We start from the raw sequence: 18,551 nt of genomic DNA, 5'->3' as shown, positions 1-18,551 counted from the left end.
TCGCTCATGTCCCGAACAACCGATCGAGGCGCAGCAAGGTGATCGCCGTCAGCTCCCGGCGTACCACGTCGCGCTCGGCGGACTCGTCGTTGGCCAGCCGCTGCCGGGCCGCCGCGAGCATCTGCTCGGCCGTCTTGCCGCTCGCGAAGATGAGGAACACGTGGCCGAAGCGGTCCTCGTACGCCCGATTGGCCTCGACCAGCGCCGCCGCCGTCCGCTCGTCGGCGGACGCGGCGCCCGACTGCTCGCGCCGCGACCACGCCGCCTCGCGGCCCTCGCCCGCGGCCCGCTCACCGATGCGCGGGTGGGCGTCGAGGGCCTGCCGCACGTCCGGCCAGGTGAGCGCGGCGACCGCCCCGGCGGCGACCTCGCGCAGCTCGCGCAGGCCCGCGTACGGCCGCCCGGCCGCCACCGCCCGCGCCCATGCGCTCGACGCGTTGCAGGTCAGCAGCTCGCGTTCGGCGTCGGGGGCGGGCAGAGCGTTGAACTCGGCCGGCGACATGGAATGAGTCAACTGCCCCGCCCTCTGGCGCTGAAGGGTGAGAAGGACCGAAACTGCAACAAAGCCTGGCTAGGCTCTTTGGAGGTTACGACAAAGGCGGTGCGCATGCGGCTACGTGACGTGCTGGAACAGCCTGGTGTCCGGCTGCCGGTGCTCGCCGGCGAGGGCGAGCTGGACCGTCCCGCGCAGCTCGCGTACACCACGGACCTGCTCGACCCCGGCCGCTACCTCGCCGGTGGCGAGGTCGTGCTGACCGGCATGATGTGGCGGCGCGAGCCCGCCGACTCCGAGCTGTTCGTCGCGGCGCTGGCCGGAGCCGGGGTGGCCGCGCTCGGCGCGGGCGAGGCGCTGCTCGGGCCCGTCCCGGCCGACCTGGTCGAGGCCTGCCGGCGGCACCGGCTGCCGCTGTTCGCGGTGCCCGCCGAGGTGTCGTTCCGCGAGGTGACCGAACGGATCAACACGGTGCTCTGGGCCGAACGCGAAGCCGGGGCGCTGGCCGCCCGCAGCCGCCGCCGCGGCCGGGTGGCCACCCTCGCCACCGGGGCCGACCTGGCCGAGGTGTGGCCCGCGACCGGGGCGTGGGTGCTGACCTGCACCGGTCGCGCCGTCGCGGGCGATCCGGGCGGCGCACCGCACGGTCTCGCCGTCGGGCGGCGGCTGGCGACGGCGTTCCTGCGCGCCGACATCCTGCCCGCCCGCTGCCGCATCGGCGAGCAGGAGTTCCACCTCGACGCGCCCGCGCCGACCCCCGCCCCCGGCATGCGCTTCGTCGCCTGCACCGAGCCCGCCCTGCTCGAAGAACTCGTCGAACTGACCGCGCTGGACGCCGCCCGCGCCGACCGCGCCCGCCGGATCGAGCGGCGCCTCGCCGCCCAGCTCGCCGACGCCCTGGCAGCGGCCGCCGACCCGGCCGAGGCCGCCGCCGCACTGCACGCCTGCGGCCTACCCACCACCGGCCCGTACACGGTCCTGGTCGCCTCCCTCCCCACCAGCCCCGCACCTTCGCCCGGCTCCGGCTCCGGCTCCGGCTCCGGCATTTTCCAGGAAAGTGCACGAAACAGCTTCGCGATGGGTGCAGTTTCCACGAAACTGCACGACGCGGACGGCGCAGCCGTCGCGGTGGTGGAGGAGATGGTGCCCGGGGCGGCTGTCGCGGGTGTGGGCGATGCGGTCGTGGCGGTGGTCGCGGGCGCGGGCGGGCTCGATGAGCTGCGGGAGACGGCACGCCATCTCACGACCGCGGTGCGGGGCACGCGGTTCGCGGCGGGAGTGAGCGAACCCGCGGCGACGGTCGCCGAGCTGGCCGGGGCGCTGTCACAGGCCCGGCACGCGCACGGGTACGCGCTCGACCGGCCGGACCGGGTGTCGGTCGTCGGCAGCGACGAGCTGGCCTCGCACGATCTGCTGCTCGCGGGCGTGCCCCGGGCGGTCCGGCAGGCGTTCGCCGACCGGCTGCTCGCGCCGCTGCGGGCGTACGACGCCGACCACCACGCCGACCTGGTGCGCACCCTGCAGACGTTCCTGGCCTGCGACGGCTCGTGGACGCGCTGCGCGAGCGCGATGCACCTGCACGTCAACACGCTGCGCTACCGCATCCGCCGCATCGCCGACCTCACCGGCCGCGACCTGGACCGCTTCGCCGACCGCGTAGACCTCTACCTCGCCCTACGCCTGGACACCTGACCGGCCCGCCATGATCGCTCGACTTGCCAGGCACATGGGCGTATCGCGGTTCAAGATACGCACGGATGCCTGGCAAGTCGGACGATCTTCGCCGCCGCCGCCGGCCGGGGCCGGTCAGGCGTGGGCGGGTTGCATGGCCTCGGCGAGCAGGGCGACCGAGCGCAGGCGGGCCGCGCCGGTGGCGTGGTGGGCGACGATCAGCTCGTCGACGCCCGCCTGCCGGACGAACGCGTCGAGGTAGGCGCGCACCTCGGCGGGTGTGCCGAGGGCGGAGTACTGCAGCATCTGGTCGACGTGCGCGCCCGCGCCCTGGGCCAGCAGCTGGTCGGCCTGCTCGTCGGTGAAGGTCTGCCCGCGCCCGAACAGGCCCGTGGCGAACGCGCGCCGGGTGCCCTGGAACTGCTCCCGGGCCGCGGCGGTGGTGTCAGCGGCGACGACGTTGACCCCGGCGATCACGTACGGCCGGTCGAGCTGCTCGGACGGCCGGAACTCCCGCCGGTACGCCGCCACGGCCGCTTCCAGGGCCTGCGGCGCGAAGTGCGAGGCGAACGCGTACGGCAGGCCGAGCGCGGCGGCCAGCGTCGCCCCGAACAGCGACGAGCCCAGGATGTACAACGGCACCCGGGAGCCCTTGCCCGGCACCGCGTCCACGCCGGGAATACGCGACTTGCCGGCCAGGTAGGCCTGCAGTTCCAGAACGTCGTTCGGGAAGCCCTCCGCCGACTGCGCGTCGCGGCGCAGGGCGCGCATGGTGTTCTGGTCCGAGCCCGGAGCCCGGCCGAGGCCCAGGTCGATGCGCCCCGGATACATGGCGTCGAGGGTGCCGTACTGCTCGGCGATGGTCAGCGGGGTGTGGTTGGGCAGCATGACGCCGCCCGCGCCGAGCCGGATCTCGCGGGTGAACGTGCCGACGTGCGCGATCAGCACGGCCGGGGCCGAGGACGCGATCGTGGGCATGTTGTGGTGCTCGGCATACCAGACGCGCCGGTAGCCGTGCTCCTCCGCGGCGCGGGCGAGGTCGACGCTGGCCGCGATGCTCTCGTGCGCGGTCTCGCCGGGGCCGATGCGGGCCAGGTCGAGGATGGAGAGCGGGATCGTCATGCGGCTGTCCTTCTGACTCGAACGGGCACCATGCCGGGCCCGGTGGGCCGGCGAGACCTGGCACGATCTCGCCGACCACGGCCGGCGCAGGCGGCCCGGCGTGAAACGGAGCACTTGCTCCGCCTGCTCCCCGACCGTAGCACCGAAACGGAGCAGCCGCTCCGGTAGGGTGTGTGCATGACGTCACCCTCGGCCGCCGGCCCCGCGGCCGCCACGCGCAGCGACGCCGCCCGCAACCGCGGCCGGCTGCTCGACGCCGCGGCCGGGCTGATCGCCGAACGGGGCAGCGACGTCGACGTACGCGAGATCGCCCGCCGCGCCGAGGTCGGCATGGGCACGCTGTACCGCCACTTCCCCACCAAGGAGGCGCTGCTCGACGCGGCGCTGGAGCACGTGTTCACCTCGTGGGCCGACGCGGCGTCGGCGGCGCTCACCGGCCGGCCGTGGTCCGATCTTGGCGGGTTCCTCGGCGACGCGCTCAGACGGCAGACCGCGTCCCCGGGGCTGCTCGACGCCTACTGCCAGGCGCTACCCGGCCAGGCCGGCAGCACCGCCCGCCAGTACTGCCGCCAGCAGGTCGGCCCGCTGATCGCGGAGCTGGTGCGCGCCGCTCACGAGTCCGGCGAGCTGCGCCCCGACATCACCGCCGAGGACGTGTCACTGCTGCTCGTCGCCCTCGGCCGCATCGCGCCGGTGGTCCCGGAACCCGCATGGCGCCGCATCCTCCACGTGTCCCTGGACGGCCTGCGCTCGTCGGCGGCCACCCCCATGCCCGCCCCCGCCCGACCGCCCGGCGACGCCTAGGCCGCACGCGCGCCCCGCGCCCTGCGGCTCGCACCCCGCGGCTCGGCCCGGTTCAGCGCGGCACGGTGCCGTTCAGCGCGGTCGCATCCCTCACCAAGATCGTTCGACTTGCCTGGCAAGTGGGCGAATGGCGGGTCAAGATACGCACAGGTGCCAGGCAAGTCGAACGATCAAGGCCGCCGCGACCTGCCCCGACCAGCCGAGGCGGAGCGCGACAGGACGCGACGGGTCAGGCGCCGCCGCCGAGGACGGCGTCGCTCTCGGCGGTCTCCTCGGCGGGTGGGCGGTGCTTGTGCAGCAGGGCGGAGACCGGGGTGCCGGTGTCGTTGACGCGGAGCACGAACGGCCGCTGCGGCGTGTAGCGGATCGCGGTCACCGACGACGGCTCCACCGAGATGCGCTGGAACAGATCCAGGTGCATGCCCAGCGCGTCCGCCACGATCGCCTTGATCACGTCGCCGTGGCTGCACGCCAGCCACACCGCGTCGTGGCCGTGGGACTCGGTGATCCGGGCGTCCCAGGCGCGTACGGCGGTGACGGCGCGGTTGGCCATCGCCGCCATCGCCTCCCCGCCCGGGAACACGACCGCGGCCGGATGGTGCTGCACCGTCGACCACAGCGGGTTGTCCGCCAGCTCCTTGAGCGAGCGCCCGGACCATTCCCCGTAGCCGCACTCGCGCAGTCCCTCGTCGGCCACCGGGGCGACGCCGGGCAGGGCGAGTTCCAGGGTCTGCCGGCACCGGCGCAGCGGACTGGTCACGACGACGGCCAGCGGCAGCCCGGCCAGCCGTCCCCGGGCCTGCTCGGCCTGGGCGACGCCCAGCTCGTCCAGCTCGACGGGCAGGTCCCCGGCGAGGATGCCGTCGGCGTTGGCGGTGGTGCGTCCGTGCCTCAACAGCAGTAGCGTGGCCACGCCCGCCAGCCTAGGTGGCGGAGATGGTGTTCGTGGCGAGCAATGCGATGATCGCGCCGCCCAGGATCACCCGATACCAGACGAAAGCCATCAGCGAGTGGTGCGCGACGAACTTGAGCAGCCAGGCGATCGAGGCGTACGCCACGATGAAGCTGACCACGGTGCCGACGATCAGGGAGGCGGCCGTGACGGTGGGGCTGCCCAGCGCCTCGGGCAGCTCGTAGATGCCGGCGGCGACGAGCGCGGGCACGCCGAGGAAGAACGACAGCCGGGTGGCGGTGACCCGGTCGATGTCGCGCAGCAGACCGGTGGTGATGGTGGCGCCGGACCGGGACACGCCCGGGATCAGGGCCAGGCACTGGGCGAAGCCGATGACGAGCGTGTCGGTCAGGCGCAGCTGCTTCTCGCCGCGGGTCTGGGTGGCGGCGTACTCGGCGAAGGCCATCACACCGCTCCACACGATCAGCGAGCCGGCCACGAACCACATGCTGCGCAGCGGACCGGTGATGAGGTCGCGGCCCAGAAAGCCGACGATGCCGATCGGGATCGAGCCGGCGATGACGTACCAGGCGAACTTGTAGTCGAAGATCTGGCGCGCCTCGGCCGAGAACAGTCCCTTGAACCATGCCCCGGCCAGGCGGGCGATGTCCTTGAAGAAATACACCAGCACCGCCGCGATCGCTCCGATCTGGATCACGGCGGTGAAGGCGGTGACTGCGGGATCGTCGATCGGCAGGCCCATCAGCTTTTCGGTGATGGTCAGGTGTCCGGTGGAGGAGATCGGGAGGAATTCGGTGATCCCCTCCACGATGCCCAGCACGATCGCCTGCCAGATCTCGATCTCCACTTAGTCTCCCAGTCCGCTCTCCGCGTACGCCTCGGCCACCGTACGCAAGGTCTCCTTGCCGGAGTCGGCGTCTGCGACGAACAGCGCCAGCGACAGCGTAGTCACGCCCGAATCGGCGAAGTCACGCAGGCGTCGTGCGATGCGCTCCTTGGGACCCAGCAGTGAAGTGCGGTCGATGAACTCCATCGGGATCGCCGCGGCGGCGTCGCGCTGGCGTCCGGCCAGGTACAGCTCCTGGACCTGCGCGGCCGCGTCGCCGTAGCCCATGCGGGTGGCGAGCTGGTTGTAGAAGTTCTGCTGCCGACTGCCCATGCCGCCGACGTACAGCGCGGCGTACGCGCGCACGAGTTCGGCGCACATCTCGACGTCGTCGCCGACGACGACGGGCACGCTGGGCACGATGTCGAAGCCCTGCATCGTCTTGCCCGCCTTGGCGCGCCCGGCCGCGATCTGGCCGAGCTGCTCGGCCGCGAACTCGGGCGCATAGAAGACGGCCAGCCAGCCGTCGGCGATCTCGCCGGCCAGTTCCAGGTTCTTCGGACCGACCGCGGCGAGGTAGACCGGGATGTCGGTGCGCAGCGGGTGGAAGTTGAGGCGCAGCGCCTTGCCGGGGCCGTCGGGCAGCGGCAGCGTGTGGAACTCGCCGTCGTAGGTGACCTGCTTGCGGGACAGGGCGAGCTTGACGACGTCGACGTACTCGCGGGTGCGCGCCAGCGGCTTGGCGAAGCGCACGCCGTGCCAGCCCTCGGAGACCTGCGGACCGGACACGCCCAGGCCGAGGCGGAACCGGCCGCCCGACAGCGTGTCGAGGGTGGCGGCGGTCATCGCGGTCGCGGCGGGGGTGCGGCCGGGGATCTGCATGACGGCGCTGCCGATGTCGATGCGCTCGGTCTGCGCGGCGATCCAGGAGAGCAGGGTCGGCGAGTCCGAGCCGTACGCCTCGGCCGCCCAGACCACCGAGAAGCCGAGCCGGTCGGCCTCCCGCGCCAGGGCCAGCAGGTTTTCGGGCGTGGACCACGGCGTCAGATAGCCGATGTTGAGACCGAGTCGCATGGTGACCTCCGTTGGCCGGGCCGCGTCGGCGGCGGTGGGCCAACGTTACCGAGTGGTAGGGATCATGGGAAGGATGACCCCGGTCTCAGCCTCGCGTCACACGGGACGGCGTTCGTACCGCGTCGACGGTGGCACGGCGGGCGGCGGGCAAGGCCGGCAGCAGCGCCGGGGGCCGCTTCGCGGCGAGGTCCTCGACCCAGCCGAAACAGAGCACCGCACCGGCCGTCAGTACGGCCGCGACCGCGACGGTGCGCGCCGGCGGTCCGGCCAGCGGACCGAGCAGCCACAGGCCGACGGCCACCATCGGCAGCTGCCACACGTAGACCGTCACCGCCCGCGCGTTGAGCAGCGCGACCGCCCGGCGCAGCGGCATGGCCAGCCGGTCCAGCCGGGGCCGGGCCCGCAGCGCCACCAGCACCACGGCCGTGCCCCACAGCACGGGCACCAGCTGGTCGTGCAGCCCTTCCCGGTCGGCGGCCGCCCGCAGCAGCGCCGCCGCGCCCAGCGCCCCCGCGGCGGCCAGGCAGGTGGGCCAGGTCAGCCGATCCAGCAGCCCGGACTCGCGGGCGTACCCGAGCACCCAGGCGGTGCCGTACGCCGCAGTGCTCCAGATCACATCGGTGACCGCGTTGCTCGGCAGCCTGACCGCGGTCGACAGCAGCACGGCCGCCCCGAGCGGGACCAGCAGCGTGGCCACCGGCGCACGCTCGAACAGCCAGCGCAGCACCGGGGACAGCAGCACGAACCACAGGTAGACCCGCAGATACCACAGCGCGACGACCAGCGCCGCGCCCCACTCGCTGCCCGGCGGGTTCACCAGCGGAAACACCCACGGGACGAGGTCGGTCCAGGTGACCGCGTGCCAGCCGTGCAGCAGCATCAACGGCACCCCGATCGCGCCCAGCATCCACAGCGGCGGCAGCAGGCGGCGCAGCCGCGAACGCACCGTGGCCGCCGCGCCGCCCCGGCGCAGCGACACCGCGGTCAGGTAGCCGGCGAGACCGAACATGACCCACATCGCGGGCAGCAGCGTGGTGAGCACGCCCAGTGGCACGGTGTGCTGCAGGAACACCCGCACGATCGCGACGGCGCGCAGGGTGTCGATGTAGGGGCTGCGGGGGCGGGCGGTGGCCGGCTCAGTCGGACTTCCACCGGCCGTACTGCTCGACATGATGGTTCGGCGCTCCTGGGGCTGGGTCGACCGTGCACCTCAACCACAGCCCACTTCCCTCAAAGCAAGCTCGATAAACCGGTCTCGCCGCGGGTTCTGTGCCGCATGTCGCGCGCGTCACCCACCGATCCCCGCCGACGTGTCAAGCCGAATACAGTTCACCCCATGCAGCAACGACCGCTGGGCCGTAGCGGGCTGGTGGTCTCCCGCCTGGCCCTGGGCACGATGACCTGGGGCCTGGACACCGATCCGGACGACGCGGGCGCACAGCTCAAGGCGTATGTGGACGCCGGCGGCACGCTGCTCGACACCGCCGACGTGTACGCCGACGGCGAGGCCGAAGCGGTGCTGGGCACCCTCCTGGACGCCATGGTCTCCCGCGACGACGTGCTGATCGTCGCCAAGGCGGGGCTGCGCGCACGGGCCGGCCGCCGCCACGACGGCTCCCGCGGGCACCTGCTGCGCACCCTCGACACCACGCTGCGCCGCCTCGGTGTGTCGTATGTGGACCTGTGGCAGGTGCACGGAAACGACCCGGACACCCCGTGGGAGGAGACCCTGGCCGCGCTCGACCACGCGGTCAGCTCCGGCAAGGCCCGCTACGCCGGTGTGTCGAACTTCTCCGGCTGGCAGACCGGCCGCGCCGTGACCTGGCAGCAGGCCTGGCCCGGCCGCGCCCCGATCGTGGCCACCCAGATGGAGTACTCGCTGCTGCAGCGCGGCATCGAACGGGAGGTGCTGCCCGCGGCGGCGGCGCTGGGCCTGGGCGTGCTGCCCTGGTCGCCGCTGGGCCGCGGGGTGCTGACCGGCAAGTACCGCCACGGCCGCCCGGCCGACTCGCGGGCCGCGTCGCCGCACTTCGAGCGCTCGGTGCTGCCGTACCTGCAGCCGCGCTGCTCGGCGATCGTGGAGGCGGTGGCGACCGCCGCCGACGGCCTGGGCGTGTCCGCCGCCGAGGTCGCGCTGGCCTGGGTACGTGACCGCCCCGGCGTGACCGCGCCCATCCTCGGCGCCCGCAACGTCGGCCAACTCGTGGCGGCACTCCAGGTCGAGGAGATCGACCTGCCCCCCGAGATCTCCCGCGCCCTCGACGACGTCTCCGCGATCCCCCTCGGCTACCCCGAACTCGACTGACCACCCCGCCCCACTGCCGTGCCGCGCGCGGCGCGCAGCGCCCATGATCGTCCGACTTGCCTGGCACCTGTTCGTATCTTGATCGGCCATTCGCCCGGTTGCCTGGGCAAGTCGAGCGATCTTGAGCGTGGAGCGGGTGCGGCCCACGTGCGAATACGGATGTTCTGCCGCATTGAGCTCTGAACGGGTGTAACACCGCCAGATGGGGCGCCCGCCCTGCTTGCCTGACCTGGGACAGAGGTGCACCATCGCTCTATGGACTACGAATACGCACCGCTGCGGTTACCTCCGGATGTCGATCGGTTGACCGCCGCGGTGCGGCTCGCGATCCAGGCTGAGTACGGCGGCTGGGAACTGGCCCGCGTGCAGCTGATGAGGGACGGCACCCGCAAGGTGCTGCTCCGCCGGCCGCTGCGGGCCCTTCCCTTGCCCGGCCTGTCCGTCTGACGCGGTGTAAGGGCGCGCCCCTGCCCGGCGGCGCGACCGTGTCGGTGCGCGTCACGCCACCGGCCGACTGGACACGCTCCCGACCAGCCTCATTTGATGACGTAGAACTCGGGGTGGGCCAGCCAGGCGGCCATCGCCGCCGCGTCGACGAAGAAGACCGTGTCGTCGTCCTCGAGGGCCACGCACCGCCCCGCCCGTTCGAAAAGCTCCCGGATGCCCGCGGGCGGCGGATCATGCAGGTCGATGTACACCCAGCCGTCGGCCGCCAGGGCGAGCCGATGGGCGATGCGCCCCAACGCGGGTCTTCCGGCCGGATCGCCGACACCGATGTGCACCTGCACCTGAGAAGCCATCGACACGCCCACGGCCTGCTCCAGCGGTGCCGTCTCCTCGGGGTCGAACTCGAAGTCGGTCGCCTTCAGGTAGTAGGCGTACGGCCGCCCCGCGGCGTCGTACCAGTCGCGCACCCGGGCGGAGTGCCGTACCAGCCCCTCGGCCCGAAACGCCGCCACGACCGCCGGCTCGATCCGCGCGGCGGGCAGCGGGCTGAGGACACACAATCCGGTTCCGCCCATGGTCGCCGAGTATGCCGCCGGAACGCGGACGGCGCGCCCCGTTTCCGGGAGCGCGCCGTCGGTAGTCAGATCAGGACGTCAGTCCTGGTCCTCCATGATGTCGCCGTTCAGGTGCTCGTCCAGGCGGGCGACCAGCTTGTCGGACGCGCCCAGGGTGAACGGGCCGTTGGCGTCGGTCTCCTCGAAGTCGTCGGGCTCCAGGGACTTGTCCACCTCGGCGACGGTGACGATGCCGTCCAGCGGCTCCAGCTCCGGGATGTCCAGCGCGGCGAGCGAGCCGTCGGAGCTCTGCAGCAGCTCCAGCACGGCGTCGGCGACCGAGGCCACCGGCTCGGAGTCGCCGTCGCTGAGACCGGCCTCACGGCGGGCCAGCTCGGCGGCGTTGATCAGCGCGGAGACGCTCGGGATCAGGTAGTCGCGGCGCTGGCGGACCGAGATCACCTTCGGGTGCGGGTCGGTCGGCGCCTGCTCGGCGGCGACGAGGTCGGCCATGAACCGGTCGGCCTTCTCCAGGTCGATCGGCTCCACCTCCCAGGGCAGCGGCTCGCCGTACGTCTCCGAGAGGGCGTCGTCGTAGGTGACGGCGGCGTTGTTGAACGCCACGTAGGCACGCCAGACGTCATCGCTGTCGACCTCGCCCTTGGCGTCGCGTACAGCGGCCAGGTGCGCCCGGGCGGCGGTGATCATCTCTTCCAGCGCGGCCTCGACGGCGGCGTGGTTGTCGCTCATTACTCGGTTACTCCTTCATACGACGAGACAGGCCGGTTCCCGGCCGCGCACGACCGGGCCTAACTCTGCCGCAGGAACCTGTCCAGAACCCGCACGCCGAACTGTAGTCCCTCCACCGGCACGCGCTCGTCGATGCCATGGAACAACGCGGAGAAGTTCAGATCGGGCGGCAGGCGCAGCGGCGCGAAGCCGAAGCAGCGGATGCCGAGCCGGGCGAACGACTTGGCGTCGGTGCCACCCGAAAGCATGTACGGAACCGCGTGCGCGCCCGGGTCCTCGGCCTTGAGGGCCAGCGCCATCGCATCGACGAGCGCCCCGTCGAACCCGGTCTCCAGCGCGGGCTGGCGGTGAATCGACTCTATCTCCAGATCCGGCCCGAGCACCTCCACGAGCTGCTCGCGGAACAGCTCGAACTGCCCCGGCAGGGTCCGGCAGTCGATCGTCGCACTGGCCCGGCCCGGGATCACGTTGTCCTTGTAGCCGGCGTTCAGGCGGGTCGGGTTGGCGGTGTTGCGGATCGTCGCGCCGATCATGGTGGCGATCGGGCCGAGCTTGGCGATGGCGGCCTCGGGGTCGTTCGGGTCGATCTCGATCTGCAGCGCCTCGCCGACCTCTTCCAGGAAGGCCCGCACCGTCGGGGTCACCACGACCGGGAAGCGGTGGCGGCCCACCCGGGCGACCGCCTCGGCCAGGGCCGTCACGGCGTTGTCGTCGTGCACGAACGAGCCGTGCCCCGGGCGGCCGGTGGCGTGCACGCGCAGCCAGTCGATGCCCTTCTCGGCCGTCTGGACCATGTACAGGCGCAGGTCGTTGCTGACCGTGTAGGAGAAGCCGCCGACCTCGCCGATCGCCTCGGTGCAGCCCTCGAACAGGTCGGGGTGCTCCTCGACCAGGAACTTCGCGCCCCAGTCGCTGCCCGCCTCCTCGTCGGCGGTGTAGGCGAGCACGATGTCGCGCGGCGGCACGTAGCCGGTGCGCTGCCAGTCGCGCACCACGGCCAGCGACATGGCGTCGAAGTCCTTCATGTCCACGGCCCCGCGGCCCCAGATGAAGTCGTCCTTGATCTCCCCGGAGAAGGGGTGGACCGACCACTCGCTCGCGTCGGCGGGCACGACGTCCAGGTGGCCGTGCACCAGCAGCGCCCCGCGCGAGGAGTCCGCGCCCGGGATGCGGGTGACCACGCTGGCCCGGCCGGGCCGGCTCTCGAACAGCTGCGGGTCGAGGCCGACCTCGCTGAGCTTGGTCGCGACGTACTCGGCGGCGGCCCGCTCGCCGGCGCTGGTGGCCAGATCACCCGTGTTGGTGGTGTCGATGCGGATCAGGTCGCGGCAGAGGTCGATAACCTCGTCAGTGGCGGGCGTACGCATAAGGATCTTCCTACCAGGTCGGGCCGGAATGTCCCAGCCCAGGACGCGGGCGCTTCCCGGCCGATGCCGGACAGGCTAGGCTCACCTAACCCGACGACCGCTGGAGATCACGTGACCGCCACCCGGCCCGACCCCGCCGGTGAGACCTTCGCCGAGCTGCTCGGCGGACGTCGTGCCGCCCTGGACGCCACGCTGGGCCCGCTGGCGTTCGGCATCGCCTTCGTGGCCGGCGGACGGTCGATCGAGTGGGGCGTGGGCGCGGCGGTCGCGGTCACCGCGGCGATCGGGGTGTGGCGGCTGGTGCGCGGCGACAAGCTCGGCGCGGTGCTGATCGGCCTGCTCGGCGTGGTCGTCGCGGCGCTGATCGCGCTGTACACCAACCGCCCCGAGGCGTTCTTCCTGATCCGCATCGCCACCAACGCCGCCAGCGCGCTGGCCTGGGCGGTCAGCATCGTACTGCGGTGGCCGCTGCTCGGCGTGGTCGTCGGCGGCGTGCTGGGACAGCGAGGCACCTGGCGGCGCGACCCCGCGCTGCTGCGCGCGTACAGCCGGGCCAGCTGGATCTGGGTGATGCAGTACGTCGTACGGCTCGCGGTGTGGCTGCCGCTGTTCTGGGCGGGGCAGACCGAGGCGCTGACGGTCGCCACGATCGCGCTGACCTGGCCGGTGGTCGCGGCATGCCTGGCCGTCAGCTGGTACGTGATGCGCAAGTCGCTGCCGGCGGGCCACCGCGGCCTGCGCCATCCCGTGATCGACAAGGCGCCCGCCGGGATCTAGCCTCGGCCGGTGAATCTCACCGCGGAGCCCATGCACGCCCGCCCCCGCCCGCAGGAGCAGCTGGAGCGGCTGTTCGGCGGCGGCTGGCCGGAGTTCATCTTCCACGACCAGGAGACCAAGCGGCACATCGGACGGGTCCGCGACCTGTTCGGCGATCTGGAGCTGGTGCTGCTCGACGGCGGCGAGCCGGTGGCGGCGGGCTGGGCGGTGCCGCTGCGCTGGACCGGCGAGGTGTCCGACCTGCCCGCCGGATACAACGACAGCCTCGCGCGCGCCCTGGCCGCGTACGACGCCGGGAGCACACCGGACACGCACGCCGTGCTCGCCGCGCAGGTGCACCCCGACCGGCAGGGCACCGGGCTGGCGGCGAAGCTGCTCACGGCGCTCTGCGATGACGCCGCGACGCGGGGTCGCAGCCGGGTGATCTGCCCGGTCCGGCCCACGCACAAGGCCCGCTACCCGCTCACGCCGATCGAGCGTTACCAGGCCTGGACCCGCCCCGACGGGCTGCCGCAGGACCCGTGGCTGCGCACCCACGTCCGGATGGGCGCGCGGGTGCTGGCCGCCGCGCCGCGTTCGCAGGTCATCACCGGCTCGGTGGCCGACTGGGAGAGCTGGACCGGGCTGGCGCTGCCCGACTCGGGCGACTACGTCATCCCTGACGGGCTGAGCACCTTGGGCGTGGACCGCGAGGCCGACACCGGCGTGTACGCCGAACCCAACGTGTGGGTCCGGCACCGCTGACCCTGGCTACTCAGCGCCACTGATCGATAACACGAAGTTCATATACCAGCCATACGGATGTATGCGCGATACCGCATACAGTGCTTCACTGGGCTTTGTGGACGGCGAGCCGACTGCGCCGATCGCCCGGTCCGCCGTCGGCAGTCACTCCGGACGGCAGACCCGGCCCGGCACGCGCGTTGCGCAACGCGCTGGTCGGCTCGACGTTCCACGAGCGGCGTCACCAGCCCTCATCCCGGCGGCGGCCGTGGCGGAGTTCCGCCTGCCGACCGAGGAGGTCGAGCGGCCGGCCCGCTGACTGTCAACGCGACGTTGACATCGGGTCGGCCGGCCCCGACCATGACCGCATGACCTCCTCCCCCGCCGCCGGACCGCATCGTCACCACATCGGCGCGGTCGGGCTCGACCTGCACCGCCGCGTGCTGGCAGCGGCGGACAGGGACCCGGACCGGATCGTCGGCGCGCTGTCCGACCTGCGGGAACTGCGTTCCGCGATCGACCACGCGGAACGGGACCTGCTGGCCGCGGCCCGCCGCCGCGGAGTGAGCTGGGCGCGGGTCGCGTCGGCGCTCGGCCTGCGTTCCCGCCAGGCCGCCGAACAGCGCGCGGCCCGGCTGGGCGAGCAGACGTACGACACCGATTGTCAACACTGCGTTGACATCGCGCCGGTCGCCGAACTGCGCTCCGCCGCCCGCGCCGCGGCCGACCAGATGGCCGCGGACCCCTCGTGGGACGGCGTACAGCCACGCGCGGCGCTGGCACGCACCGGCCTCGCCGCCGCGGCCGACGCCCCGGCAGGAGCACTGTATTCGCTGGTGGGGCACGCCGTCGCCGACCTGGCCGCGGTCGAGCTGGACAGCCGCCCGGTGCTGCTGCGGGTCGCCGTGGCCCGGCTGCGCCAGGCGTACCGGGATGCCGCCCCGGACCCCGGACCGGGTGTCCGCGCACCCTGACGTCCACATTGACAGGCCCGACCGCCCCACCCATGATGAGCCACTTCGGCTCAACTTTCAGGGAGGACCGTCATGGGCGGCGGGATGGCAGCGGTGCTCGGCGACCGCAACGCACGGCTGTTCCTCGGAGTGACCCTCACCTCGGGGTTCGGCAGCACGGCGATGTCGCTGGCCGCGTCGGTCTGGGTGCTCACGCTGACCGGCTCCGCGAGCCTCGCCGCGCTGTGCGGGCTGTGCGTCCACCTGCCGTCGCTGGCCGGGCCCGTGCTGGGAGCCCTGGTCGACCGGTTGCCCCGGCAGCGGCTGCTCGTGACGGCGAGCGTGGCCATGGCCGCGCTCCTGCTCACCCTGCTCGCCGTACGGGGAGCCGGCCAGACCTGGCTGATCTTCGCGGTGATGCTCGGCTACGGGGTCACGTTCGTGCTGCTCGACGCGGGCGAGGCCGCGATCATGCAGGCGGCGGTGCCCACCGACCGGCTGGGCGGCGTGAACAGCCTGCGGATGAGTGTGCAGGAGGGCATGAAGCTCGTCGCGCCGCTGGCCGGGGCGGCGCTGTTCACGCTGTACGGCGGCCCGTCCGTGGCCGGGCTGGCCGCGCTGGCGCTCGGGCTGGCCGCCAGCTGCTACGCGGCGGTCCGGCCCGGCCCGCTGCCTGTTGCCACGCACGGCGAGGGCTCGCTGCTGCGGCACACCCGAGCGGGCATCGGCTTCCTGTGGCGGCATGCCGCGCTGCGCGGCCTGGTCGGGACCGGTGCGGCGGCGGTGGCGATGTCCGGGCTGTCCAACGCGGCGGCGTACCTGGTCATCGTGGGGGATCTGGGGCGGGTGCCCGAGTTCGCCGGAGTGCTGGCCGCCGCGCAGGGAGCCGGGTCGGTGGCGGGCGGGCTGCTGTGCGGGCGGGTCCTGGACCGCCGGGGTGAGTCCGCTGCGGCGTGGTGGGGTGCCACGCTGTCCGCCCTGGGCCTGGCGCTGCAGTGCGTGCCGTCCACCCCGGTCGTGGCCCTGGCCCGGGTGCTGATCGGGGTCGGTCTGCCGTGGACGGTCATCGCCGTGATGACGGCCGTGCAGCGGCATACCCCCGCGGAGCTGATCGGACGGGTCGCCGCGACCGCGAACACCGTGGTCTTCGCGCCGACGGCGCTGACCATCGCGCTCGGCGCGGGCGCGGTCGAGGTGCTCGACCACCGGCTGGTCCTCGGCGTCGCCGCGGCTCTCACCCTGCTGGGTGCCACGCTGCTGCTCACCCGCCCCAGCACGGCTCCCTCCCCCGGCGCCGGTTCCCGCCAGAGCGCGGCACCCTCCGCCGCCGGGCCACCGGGCCGGGCGCGGCGTCGTGACGCCCGGCGATCAGCCGCCGTCGTGGAGACGGACCCGGCGGCGGCTGAGGTAGGCCAGTGAGCGCTCCAGTTTGTCGAGGTCCTCGGGCGCGATGAGCCGGGCGGTCTGCCTGCCGAAGGGATGGAAGAAGCCGTCGGAGGCCAGCCTGCGCAGGAATCCCTCCTGCTCGCGGCGCAGGCCCGGGTCGGGTTCGGGCTGCCGGGCCGGGCGGGCGAACTCGGCCCGGTCCCTGGCGGCCTGCCGCGGCGGGTACGCCCGGTGCCGCTCGACGAACGACGCGAAGGCCTGGATCTCCCGCACGGCCGCGCCCACGCCCGCGAGCGCGGCGTCGCCGTAGTCGCTCCACGGCGGCTCCTGCGCGGCGTGGGTGAGCGTCAGGTCGAGCAGCCCGTCCAGTGTCATCGTCGCCACGCACAGTGGAACAGCCCAGACGATCGCGTTGGCGGAGTCCTCGTAACGCTGCCAGGCCAGGTCGCGCAGCCGCTCCTGATCGGCGTCGCCGTCCGTGCCGACATGGTCGGGCGCGTCCCAGGCCCGCTCGCTGATCCGCAGCAGGGTCAGCGCGTCGTCCCGGAAGCGCGAGCCGGACCGGGCGGCTTCGGCGAGCATGCCGATCTCGTAGACATGGGTCAGCGCGCGTACGGCTTCGATCAGTTCCGGCGACGTGGGCGCGTCGCCCAGGTCGATCACGAGTCGGAGTAGTGCTCGGTCGGATTCGGCGGCCTTCGGTCGCGGCATGTGACGCCTTGCCATCGGAGATCATCTGGGTGCTGGCCAGTATCCAACATGGATCACCGTTAGCACCAGGACACGATGTGGACCGCATGCGTACAGCCGGCGTGCGCGCCGGGCACACCGACCCGCGTCACGCTTCAGAGCAGGCCGTACCCGTGCGCGGCGGGCTCGGCCGGCTTCGGCGGCGGCCACGGCCGGTCCGGCGCCGCGTCCTGCGCGACAGCCGGCCTCGGTGGCGGCCACGGCCGCGCGTCGAACCGGCCGGCCGGGGTTGCGCCGCTCTGCAGCAGCGCCGCCGTGCACAGCGCCACGACACCCAGGGCCAGGACCGGTCGGGTCCGGCCGTCGGACGGGGACAACACTCACCCCCATGATCATGCTTCCACCCCATTATCCGTCGGTTCGCCCTGGTCGGCAGCGGGTCCGGGCGACGATGGGACGGTGACCGGCTGGGTGCTGCACGTGGACCTGGACCAGTTCGTGGCCGCGGTCGAGGTGCTGCGCCGGCCTGAGCTGCGCGGGCGGCCGGTGGTGGTCGGCGGCGACGGCGACCCGGCCAAACGCGGCGTGGTCAGCACCGCCTCGTACGAAGCCCGCGCCTTCGGCGTGCACTCCGGCCAGCCGTTGCGCGTCGCCGCGCGCAAGTGCCCGGACGCGGTCTTCCTGCCCGTCGACTTCACCGCGTACGAGCAGGCGTCGGCGCTGGTCATGGCGGCGCTGCGGGAGACCGGCGCGGTGGTGGAGGTGCTCGGCTGGGACGAGGCGTTCCTCGCCCCGGACACCGACGACCCGGAGGCCGCCGCCCGCGACGTGCAGCGGCGGGTGCGGGCGGCCACCGGCCTCGACTGCACCGTCGGCATCGGCGACAACCGGCCGCGCGCCAAGCTCGCCACCGGTTTCGGCAAGCCCGCCGGGGTGTACCGGCTAACCCGGTCGAACTGGGCCGAGGTGATGGGCGGCCGGCCCACCGACGCGCTGTGGGGTGTCGGCGCGAAGACCGCGAAGCGGCTGGCCGCGCACGGCCTGCACACCGTCGCCGAGCTGGCCGCCGCCGACCCGCAGGAGCTGGCCGCGGCGTTCGGCCCGGCCACCGGCCCGTGGCTGGTACGGCTCGCGCACGGCGAGGACGACACCCCGGTGACCGGAGCGCCCCACGTCGCGCGTTCGCTGAGCAAGGAGACGACGTTCCAGACCGACCTCGACGACTGGGCCGACGTACGCCGCGAGGTGCTGGTGCTGGCCGCGCAGGTCGCCGACGCGGTGGTGGCGCAGGATCGCGCGGTGGGACGGGTGGTGGTGAAGGTGCGCTACGTCCCGTTCACCACCCGCACCCACGGCCACCCGCTCGACGCCCCCACGACCGACCCGGCAGCCGTCGAGCGCGCGGCCCTGGCCGCCCTCGCCGGGTTCAGCCAGGACCGCGCGGTCCGCCTGCTCGGGGTCCGGGCCGAGTTCGCGCCGGACGAGTGACCACTACTCGGCGGCCTCCTCGGAGGTGCGGCGTTCGGCGTACAGGTCGGGGCCGTGCTGGGCGCGCAGCGTGCGGATGTCCGACTCGGCCAGGATCGCCTCCGCCTGGGCCTGCGGATCGTCGCTGCCGACGGCCAGTTCCTCGGGCAGCAGTCTCTCGGCTCGTGAAGTGGTGCGCTCCTCGTCCATGACCCACGGCTACCGCACC

Annotated in this window: 21 protein-coding genes; 9 read left to right on the top strand and 12 right to left on the bottom strand. The window is 73.2% G+C overall.

Annotation, left to right across the window (positions count from 1 at the left end; genetic code table 11):
* Positions 1 to 4 precede the first annotated feature (4 nt).
* Positions 5 to 502, bottom strand: a complete 498-nt coding sequence (gene uraD / locus AB0B66_RS18390) for a 2-oxo-4-hydroxy-4-carboxy-5-ureidoimidazoline decarboxylase (RefSeq protein ID WP_360530660.1) — start codon at positions 500 to 502, stop codon at positions 5 to 7.
* A gap of 105 nt (positions 503 to 607) precedes the next feature.
* Here uraD and AB0B66_RS18385 point away from each other — a divergent pair, with 105 nt between their 5' ends.
* Complete coding sequence (locus AB0B66_RS18385) at positions 608 to 2,185, top strand: PucR family transcriptional regulator ligand-binding domain-containing protein (RefSeq protein WP_360530657.1); 1,578 nt, start codon at positions 608 to 610, stop codon at positions 2,183 to 2,185.
* A 114-nt stretch (positions 2,186 to 2,299) separates the two neighbouring features.
* On the opposite strand, the gene AB0B66_RS18380 is transcribed toward AB0B66_RS18385, so the two are convergent.
* Positions 2,300 to 3,286, bottom strand: a complete 987-nt coding sequence (locus AB0B66_RS18380; RefSeq protein WP_360530655.1) for an LLM class flavin-dependent oxidoreductase — start codon at positions 3,284 to 3,286, stop codon at positions 2,300 to 2,302.
* A gap of 177 nt (positions 3,287 to 3,463) precedes the next feature.
* Between AB0B66_RS18380 and AB0B66_RS18375 the strand changes: the two genes are divergently transcribed.
* Positions 3,464 to 4,090 (top strand): helix-turn-helix domain-containing protein, encoded by a 627-nt coding sequence (locus tag AB0B66_RS18375; RefSeq protein ID WP_360530652.1) that lies wholly within the window; start codon positions 3,464 to 3,466, stop codon positions 4,088 to 4,090.
* 229 nt (positions 4,091 to 4,319) lie between these two features.
* Here the strand turns inward: AB0B66_RS18375 and AB0B66_RS18370 are convergent, their stop codons facing one another.
* The 4 genes from AB0B66_RS18370 to AB0B66_RS18355 all read right to left on the bottom strand — a co-directional run bounded on the left by AB0B66_RS18370 (position 4,320) and on the right by AB0B66_RS18355 (position 8,074).
* Positions 4,320 to 5,012: an MSMEG_4193 family putative phosphomutase gene (locus tag AB0B66_RS18370; protein WP_360530834.1), complete on the bottom strand. Its 693-nt coding sequence runs from the start codon at positions 5,010 to 5,012 to the stop codon at positions 4,320 to 4,322.
* Between the two features lies 1 nt (position 5,013).
* Positions 5,014 to 5,844, bottom strand: a complete 831-nt coding sequence (locus AB0B66_RS18365) for an undecaprenyl-diphosphate phosphatase (RefSeq protein ID WP_360530831.1) — start codon at positions 5,842 to 5,844, stop codon at positions 5,014 to 5,016.
* 6 nt (positions 5,845 to 5,850) lie between these two features.
* Positions 5,851 to 6,903: an LLM class F420-dependent oxidoreductase gene (locus AB0B66_RS18360; RefSeq protein ID WP_360530649.1), complete on the bottom strand. Its 1,053-nt coding sequence runs from the start codon at positions 6,901 to 6,903 to the stop codon at positions 5,851 to 5,853.
* 85 nt (positions 6,904 to 6,988) lie between these two features.
* Entirely contained in the window at positions 6,989 to 8,074 is a 1,086-nt protein-coding gene (locus AB0B66_RS18355) for an acyltransferase (RefSeq protein WP_360530646.1), read from the bottom strand.
* Between the two features lie 165 nt (positions 8,075 to 8,239).
* Here AB0B66_RS18355 and AB0B66_RS18350 point away from each other — a divergent pair, with 165 nt between their 5' ends.
* Positions 8,240 to 9,208 carry an aldo/keto reductase gene (locus AB0B66_RS18350; RefSeq protein WP_360530644.1) on the top strand — a complete coding sequence of 323 codons (969 nt, stop codon included), beginning with the start codon at positions 8,240 to 8,242 and terminating at the stop codon, positions 9,206 to 9,208.
* A gap of 255 nt (positions 9,209 to 9,463) precedes the next feature.
* Positions 9,464 to 9,655, top strand: a complete 192-nt coding sequence (locus tag AB0B66_RS18345; protein ID WP_166384643.1) for a DUF5703 family protein — start codon at positions 9,464 to 9,466, stop codon at positions 9,653 to 9,655.
* A gap of 89 nt (positions 9,656 to 9,744) precedes the next feature.
* Here AB0B66_RS18345 and AB0B66_RS18340 read toward each other — a convergent pair whose 3' ends face one another.
* The 3 genes from AB0B66_RS18340 to AB0B66_RS18330 all read right to left on the bottom strand — a co-directional run bounded on the left by AB0B66_RS18340 (position 9,745) and on the right by AB0B66_RS18330 (position 12,326).
* Positions 9,745 to 10,230, bottom strand: a complete 486-nt coding sequence (locus tag AB0B66_RS18340) for a hypothetical protein (RefSeq protein WP_360530641.1) — start codon at positions 10,228 to 10,230, stop codon at positions 9,745 to 9,747.
* A gap of 78 nt (positions 10,231 to 10,308) precedes the next feature.
* Positions 10,309 to 10,959, bottom strand: a complete 651-nt coding sequence (locus AB0B66_RS18335) for a hypothetical protein (RefSeq protein ID WP_203693421.1) — start codon at positions 10,957 to 10,959, stop codon at positions 10,309 to 10,311.
* Between the two features lie 59 nt (positions 10,960 to 11,018).
* Entirely contained in the window at positions 11,019 to 12,326 is a 1,308-nt protein-coding gene (locus AB0B66_RS18330; protein WP_360530638.1) for a M20/M25/M40 family metallo-hydrolase, read from the bottom strand.
* Positions 12,327 to 12,437: 111 nt separating this feature from the next.
* On the opposite strand from AB0B66_RS18330, the gene AB0B66_RS18325 reads away from it, so the two are divergent.
* From AB0B66_RS18325 to AB0B66_RS18310, 4 genes are all read left to right on the top strand, one after another.
* The gene (locus tag AB0B66_RS18325; protein WP_360530635.1) at positions 12,438 to 13,103 is read left to right on the top strand and encodes a DUF3159 domain-containing protein; all 666 of its coding nucleotides are present in this window, start codon (positions 12,438 to 12,440) and stop codon (positions 13,101 to 13,103) included.
* A 9-nt stretch (positions 13,104 to 13,112) separates the two neighbouring features.
* A complete protein-coding gene (locus AB0B66_RS18320) occupies positions 13,113 to 13,847 on the top strand; it encodes a GNAT family N-acetyltransferase (protein WP_360530632.1) in 735 nt (244 codons plus the stop codon).
* Between the two features lie 347 nt (positions 13,848 to 14,194).
* The gene (locus tag AB0B66_RS18315) at positions 14,195 to 14,800 is read left to right on the top strand and encodes a hypothetical protein (RefSeq protein ID WP_360530629.1); all 606 of its coding nucleotides are present in this window, start codon (positions 14,195 to 14,197) and stop codon (positions 14,798 to 14,800) included.
* A 72-nt stretch (positions 14,801 to 14,872) separates the two neighbouring features.
* Positions 14,873 to 16,198: an MFS transporter gene (locus AB0B66_RS18310; RefSeq protein WP_360530626.1), complete on the top strand. Its 1,326-nt coding sequence runs from the start codon at positions 14,873 to 14,875 to the stop codon at positions 16,196 to 16,198.
* On the opposite strand, the gene AB0B66_RS18305 is transcribed toward AB0B66_RS18310, so the two are convergent.
* Positions 16,148 to 16,876 (bottom strand): hypothetical protein, encoded by a 729-nt coding sequence (locus tag AB0B66_RS18305; RefSeq protein ID WP_360530623.1) that lies wholly within the window; start codon positions 16,874 to 16,876, stop codon positions 16,148 to 16,150. The two genes, AB0B66_RS18310 and AB0B66_RS18305, sit on opposite strands and share 51 nt — an antisense overlap.
* Before the next feature lie 134 nt (positions 16,877 to 17,010).
* Positions 17,011 to 17,235: a hypothetical protein gene (locus AB0B66_RS18300; RefSeq protein WP_360530620.1), complete on the bottom strand. Its 225-nt coding sequence runs from the start codon at positions 17,233 to 17,235 to the stop codon at positions 17,011 to 17,013.
* Positions 17,236 to 17,314: 79 nt separating this feature from the next.
* On the opposite strand from AB0B66_RS18300, the gene AB0B66_RS18295 reads away from it, so the two are divergent.
* Complete coding sequence (locus tag AB0B66_RS18295; RefSeq protein ID WP_360530617.1) at positions 17,315 to 18,343, top strand: DNA polymerase IV; 1,029 nt, start codon at positions 17,315 to 17,317, stop codon at positions 18,341 to 18,343.
* Positions 18,344 to 18,346: 3 nt separating this feature from the next.
* Here the strand turns inward: AB0B66_RS18295 and AB0B66_RS18290 are convergent, their stop codons facing one another.
* Positions 18,347 to 18,532, bottom strand: a complete 186-nt coding sequence (locus tag AB0B66_RS18290; protein ID WP_360530614.1) for a hypothetical protein — start codon at positions 18,530 to 18,532, stop codon at positions 18,347 to 18,349.
* Between the last annotated feature and the right edge of the window lie 19 nt (positions 18,533 to 18,551).

It is taken from the genome of Catellatospora sp. NPDC049111 (assembly GCF_040648615.1).
GTDB lineage: Bacteria > Actinomycetota > Actinomycetes > Mycobacteriales > Micromonosporaceae > Catellatospora > Catellatospora aurea.
Note: the sequence above shows the minus strand (reverse complement) of the source record. Positions and strands in the feature narration are given on the sequence as shown.

Bases quoted from the DNA above. Each gene is read 5' to 3' on its own strand.
- uraD (WP_360530660.1), bottom strand. From the start codon at position 502: ATGTCGCCGGCCGAGTTCAACGCTCTGCCCGCCCCCGACGCCGAACGC.
- AB0B66_RS18385 (WP_360530657.1), top strand. From the start codon at position 608: ATGCGGCTACGTGACGTGCTGGAACAGCCTGGTGTCCGGCTGCCGGTG.
- AB0B66_RS18380 (WP_360530655.1), bottom strand. From the start codon at position 3,286: ATGACGATCCCGCTCTCCATCCTCGACCTGGCCCGCATCGGCCCCGGC.
- AB0B66_RS18375 (WP_360530652.1), top strand. From the start codon at position 3,464: ATGACGTCACCCTCGGCCGCCGGCCCCGCGGCCGCCACGCGCAGCGAC.
- AB0B66_RS18360 (WP_360530649.1), bottom strand. From the start codon at position 6,903: ATGCGACTCGGTCTCAACATCGGCTATCTGACGCCGTGGTCCACGCCC.
- AB0B66_RS18355 (WP_360530646.1), bottom strand. From the start codon at position 8,074: ATGTCGAGCAGTACGGCCGGTGGAAGTCCGACTGAGCCGGCCACCGCC.
- AB0B66_RS18350 (WP_360530644.1), top strand. From the start codon at position 8,240: ATGCAGCAACGACCGCTGGGCCGTAGCGGGCTGGTGGTCTCCCGCCTG.
- AB0B66_RS18345 (WP_166384643.1), top strand. From the start codon at position 9,464: ATGGACTACGAATACGCACCGCTGCGGTTACCTCCGGATGTCGATCGG.
- AB0B66_RS18340 (WP_360530641.1), bottom strand. From the start codon at position 10,230: ATGGGCGGAACCGGATTGTGTGTCCTCAGCCCGCTGCCCGCCGCGCGG.
- AB0B66_RS18335 (WP_203693421.1), bottom strand. From the start codon at position 10,959: ATGAGCGACAACCACGCCGCCGTCGAGGCCGCGCTGGAAGAGATGATC.
- AB0B66_RS18330 (WP_360530638.1), bottom strand. From the start codon at position 12,326: ATGCGTACGCCCGCCACTGACGAGGTTATCGACCTCTGCCGCGACCTG.
- AB0B66_RS18315 (WP_360530629.1), top strand. From the start codon at position 14,195: ATGACCTCCTCCCCCGCCGCCGGACCGCATCGTCACCACATCGGCGCG.
- AB0B66_RS18310 (WP_360530626.1), top strand. From the start codon at position 14,873: ATGGGCGGCGGGATGGCAGCGGTGCTCGGCGACCGCAACGCACGGCTG.
- AB0B66_RS18305 (WP_360530623.1), bottom strand. From the start codon at position 16,876: ATGCCGCGACCGAAGGCCGCCGAATCCGACCGAGCACTACTCCGACTC.
- AB0B66_RS18290 (WP_360530614.1), bottom strand. From the start codon at position 18,532: ATGGACGAGGAGCGCACCACTTCACGAGCCGAGAGACTGCTGCCCGAG.